5 protein-coding genes, 1 tRNA gene and 1 pseudogene are annotated in these 4,063 nt (G+C 65.3%); 4 read left to right on the plus strand and 3 right to left on the minus strand.

The genetic code is table 11. The annotated features are described in order from the left end of the window. Positions 1 to 165: 165 nt before the first annotated feature. Positions 166 to 630 (plus strand): GatB/YqeY domain-containing protein, encoded by a 465-nt coding sequence (locus EJK91_RS21235; protein ID WP_024441762.1) that lies wholly within the window; start codon positions 166 to 168, stop codon positions 628 to 630. Here the strand turns inward: EJK91_RS21235 and EJK91_RS21240 are convergent. Together EJK91_RS21240 and EJK91_RS21245 are read right to left on the minus strand one after the other, a co-directional pair. Continuing rightward, on the minus strand, positions 627 to 1,028 hold the full coding sequence (locus tag EJK91_RS21240; protein WP_024441761.1) for a hypothetical protein: 402 nt from the start codon (positions 1,026 to 1,028) through the stop codon (positions 627 to 629). The genes EJK91_RS21235 and EJK91_RS21240 overlap by 4 nt on opposite strands. A gap of 105 nt (positions 1,029 to 1,133) precedes the next feature. Then, positions 1,134 to 1,787, minus strand: a complete 654-nt coding sequence (locus EJK91_RS21245; RefSeq protein WP_164518067.1) for a TetR/AcrR family transcriptional regulator — start codon at positions 1,785 to 1,787, stop codon at positions 1,134 to 1,136. Positions 1,788 to 1,916: 129 nt separating this feature from the next. On the opposite strand from EJK91_RS21245, the gene EJK91_RS21250 reads away from it, so the two are divergent. After that, positions 1,917 to 2,597, plus strand: a complete 681-nt coding sequence (locus tag EJK91_RS21250; RefSeq protein WP_125079888.1) for a hypothetical protein — start codon at positions 1,917 to 1,919, stop codon at positions 2,595 to 2,597. Then, positions 2,594 to 3,403 carry an SDR family NAD(P)-dependent oxidoreductase gene (locus EJK91_RS21255; RefSeq protein WP_024441758.1) on the plus strand — a complete coding sequence of 270 codons (810 nt, stop codon included), beginning with the start codon at positions 2,594 to 2,596 and terminating at the stop codon, positions 3,401 to 3,403. Before EJK91_RS21250 ends, EJK91_RS21255 begins: the two co-directional genes overlap by 4 nt. A gap of 123 nt (positions 3,404 to 3,526) precedes the next feature. On the opposite strand, the gene EJK91_RS21260 is transcribed toward EJK91_RS21255, so the two are convergent. After that, positions 3,527 to 3,600 (minus strand) — tRNA-Pro (locus tag EJK91_RS21260). A gap of 323 nt (positions 3,601 to 3,923) precedes the next feature. Between EJK91_RS21260 and EJK91_RS22835 the strand changes: the two are divergent. After that, positions 3,924 to 4,063: pseudogene (locus tag EJK91_RS22835) on the plus strand (IS110 family transposase); the annotation flags it as partial.

Below are 4,063 nucleotides of genomic sequence, written 5' to 3' on the forward strand. Positions count from 1 at the left end.
GCCCGGAGGCCCGGAGGCGGCGGGCCATAGCCCGGTGGCGGGCCGTAGCCGGGAGGCGGCGGGCCATAGCCCGGTGGCGGGCCGTAGCCGGGAGGCGGAAAACCAGGTCCGGGGTAGCCGGGCGGAGGCGGATTCACCATGTGGCTGAGCGTAGCGTTATGGGGCATGGCGGAACTCAAATCCCAGTTGCGTACCGATCTGACGGCGGCGATGAAGGCGCAGGACAAGCTGCGCACGGCGACCCTGCGAATGTTGTTGGCTGCGATCCAGGCCGAAGAGGTCGCCGGCAAACAGGCCCGGGAACTGACCGACGAGGATGTCCTGAAGGTGCTGGCGCGCGAAGCCCGCAAGCGGGCGGAGTCCGCGACGATCTACACCCAGAACGGCCGGGGTGACCTCGCCGCCGAAGAGCACGCCGAGGCTCGGATCATCGCCGAGTACCTTCCCGCGCCGCTCAGCGACGCCGAACTGGCCGACGTCGTCGACACCGCGCTGGCGCAGGTCGCCGAGGCGATCGGGGAGCGTCCGCACATGAAGCACATGGGCCAGGTGATGAAGGCCGCCACCGCGATCGCCGCGGGTAAGGCCGATGGTTCGCGGTTGTCGGCCGCGGTCCGGGAACGGCTCTAGGAACCGGTTGCCGGCAACTGCCAGCCCGTCAGCGCGGCGATGAAGCCGTCGGGGTCGGTGACGCTGACATAGAGGCTGCGGACGGGTTTGTTGAACAGTCCGGCCGTCGGCGCTTTGCTGGGCTTGACGCCGTGGACCAGCTTTATCTGGACCATTCCGTGCCGGGATCCGTTGACCAGCCAGCCATTACAGGCCTGGTGCACGCCCCAGCCCCACATGCGTTCCGGGGCCGGACAGGCGGATTCGATGTTGTTCACCGCGATGTCCATGGCGAACGCCCATCCGCTGCGGATCTGCAGCAGCCCGTCGGCAACCCGGATGCTCGCCCGCCCGGGACCCAGGCCCAACACGGTGGCCAGCGGTCGATACCACCGGTCGTAGCGCATCGGGAAGTCCACGGGAGCCATTGTCTACGGCCGAGGCGGCCGGTGGACCCGATTGAGGAAACGACGGGCAAGGCCGGTCCAACCGGCGACAGGACTGCGGTCGGCGGGTGCTGAATGCTAGGGCACTCGTGCCCGCGCGAACTGGGCTGCGCCGCTGCCGGTGATGAGCCAGAGGGTGGCTAGTTGTGCGATGAAATCGTCGAGAGACAAGTCGACCTCCCCGTTGACGAAGTCCAAGATCGCGTCCGCAGTGCCACCGACGATGAATGCGGGTGCGACCTTGGCCAGCGGGTCGTTTTCCAGCTCTACACCGTGCACCGTGCGTCCGTGGTCGATCAGCACGTCGGTGAGGCGGTGCATCACGATCGTGCGGTGGGCGTCCAACTCCGGCGAGGCCGCGACGCCACCCAGGAGCACACGCGCACGGCGAGGATCATCGACAAGGGAGCGCACCGCGGCGGCCACCCCCGCCAGCGCTTGGCTTTCCAGGGACTCCGATCCCACGGCATCCGCCGCGGCGATGGTCGCGGCCCGCACGTCTTCGGCGATATCGTCCACCACCGCGGCGGAGAGTCCGTCCAGATCCTTGAAGCTTTCGTAGAAATATCTCTTGTTGAGATTCGCTGCGGCACAGAGCTTATCGACTGTTGCGCCACGCCATTCATTGCGCGCCATGGCGTCCATGGCGACTTCCACGAGACGCGTTCGCCGTAAGTGGCGACGCGTCTCGGCGGACTGCCCCCCATAGGCGCGCTGTGGTGTCTCGGGCATCGCTAGATCGTCGCACTCGCCCAACGAACCCACTCGATTACCCGTTGACACCACCTGGGAAGTCTGGCACTGGTTTCGTACCAGTTAATAGGCACGACTTCGTACCAGATAGACCGATCGGGAGGACACATGACAACTTCGGCCCCTAACGCCCGCGCCGATGACCAATCTCAGGAGCGGGCCAGCGCATCTGTGCTGAACGATCTTCGGGTCCTATCGCGCAGCGCGCCGGTCCTGGCGCGGCAACAGGGCTGGAGCTATCTTCAGGAACTCGGCAAGGCCGGTCGGCGTGACCAGCTTGCGGCCCTGTTTGAGCGCGGACACGCTCCCGAGGAGATTCGGGGCGCGCTGGAAGGCCTGATCGTCGGGAACCTGTTCGGGATTCCCGAGGCGTACCTGGCCAACCCCTTGTTGAAGATCAACCCGACGTGGCGCGGTAAGACTTTCGACGCCGAGACCGGTTTCAACAGGCTTGCGCCACTGGCCAAGTACGCGATGCGCGTCATCGCGCCGCTCTACGGAGGGCTTCGTCGAGCCGGATCCGAGATGGTGGGTTTCGAATTCAATCATCGGATCGACACCGCCGCGATCGCGCCTTCCATCAAGGTTCGTGCTTTGGACTACAGTCCCGCCGAATACCGCAATCCCAGCGTGCGCACCTTCCCCATCAAACGGACCCGCGACGAAGTGGTTGAGCTCGTCCCGGGCCTGTATCTCGGACGCGCGCTGCTGACGATGCACAGCGGAGAGATTCGTCTTATCGCCTACTTCGGATTGCGGCAGTTCACCGAGGAAGGGCCGAATCGATGATCGAACTCGACGGTGCCGTGGTCTGTGTGACCGGGGGTGCCCGCGGCATCGGGCGAGCCACCGCGGCGGCTCTGCGGCGGCGGGGCGCCACGGTGTGGATCGGCGACCTGGACGCCGACGAAGCCGCCCGCACGGCTCACGAGCTCGGTGCCAAATCGACCCACTTGGACGTGACCGACGAGGCCAGTGTCGCGGCATTCCACCGTTCGGCTGCCGCGGACGGCCCGGTGGACATGCTGGTCAACAACGCGGGAATCCAACACATGGGCCGGTTTGTCGATCAGAAACTTTCCGCCTATCACCGGGAAATGGCCGTGAATCTGGGCGGGGTCATCAATGGCATGCACGAATTTCTGCCCGACATGGTGGCCCGCAACCACGGCCACATCGTGAACGTGTCGTCCATGGCGGCCAAGGTGACGACTCCGGGCATGTCGGTCTACTGTGCGACGAAGTATGCGGTGGCAGCGCTGTCGCGAGCCGTCCGTGCCGAGATCGCGGACACCCGAGTGACGATCACCACGATCATGCCCACCGCGGTCCATACCGAGCTGACAGCGGGAGTGAACCTGAGCCTGTTGCCCACTCGGCAGCCGGAGCAGATCGCGGCGGCAATCGTCGACAGCGCCCGCCGGCCCGGGCGAGAGGTGACGGTGCCCCGGTGGTTGTCGCCGTTCGGCCTTATCGAAGACATCACGCCCGAACCGCTCATGCAGAAAATGAAGCGGCTCGCCACGCGCAACGAGCCCCCCGGGCACTTCGACGAAGGCAAACGCCGAAGCTATCTGGACCGGATTGACGGATGACGGCGGCTCCGCGGTCCCCGACCCTCGTTCGGGAACCGCGGAGTCCCACCCGGGCCAAAACGGAAAAAGCCCCGAACCTAATGCAGGTTCAGAGCTATTCCGATGTCTTGCGACATCACACTGTCGGGGTGGCGGGATTCGAACCCACGACCTCTTCGTCCCGAACGAAGCACGCTACCAAGCTGCGCCACACCCCGTGTGAAGCCACGACAGCGTATCGCACCGCGCCGCCGGTCACCCAAACGCCTGGTTGCAGGCCCGGCAGGGACCGGCTACGTCCGGCTTCGCCGCGCGTGCCAGTCTCCGCGAAACCGATATCGAGGTCCAGCTCACTAGCCTCCCGGAGCATGAAACGCCCCACATTGCGGCGTGTGGAGCTCGCAAACATAGGCGGGCTTAGGCAGACTGACTAACAAGGTTTAGACGGTATGGGGGGCTGGGGCCTCACTCACATGTGACCGTGGGTTGCCGACAGGAATCAGGTCCTGGCCGGTAGAGCCACAAGATGTGGGAGGCCCCAGTGAAGGTTCAGCGTACGAGTGTTGGTTTGGATGTGCACGCACGTTCGGTGATCGGGTGTGCATTGGACGGGGATACCGGTGAGGTATTCGAGCGTCGGCTGACCCCTGATTACGGGGAGATCCTGGACTGGTTGCGGTC

Origin of the sequence: Mycobacterium sp. P7213 (genome assembly GCF_900604305.1) — a bacterium.
GTDB lineage: Bacteria > Actinomycetota > Actinomycetes > Mycobacteriales > Mycobacteriaceae > Mycobacterium.

Bases quoted from the DNA above. Each gene is read 5' to 3' on its own strand.
- EJK91_RS21235 (WP_024441762.1), top strand. From the start codon at position 166: ATGGCGGAACTCAAATCCCAGTTGCGTACCGATCTGACGGCGGCGATG.
- EJK91_RS21245 (WP_164518067.1), bottom strand. From the start codon at position 1,787: ATGCCCGAGACACCACAGCGCGCCTATGGGGGGCAGTCCGCCGAGACG.
- EJK91_RS21250 (WP_125079888.1), top strand. From the start codon at position 1,917: ATGACAACTTCGGCCCCTAACGCCCGCGCCGATGACCAATCTCAGGAG.
- EJK91_RS21255 (WP_024441758.1), top strand. From the start codon at position 2,594: ATGATCGAACTCGACGGTGCCGTGGTCTGTGTGACCGGGGGTGCCCGC.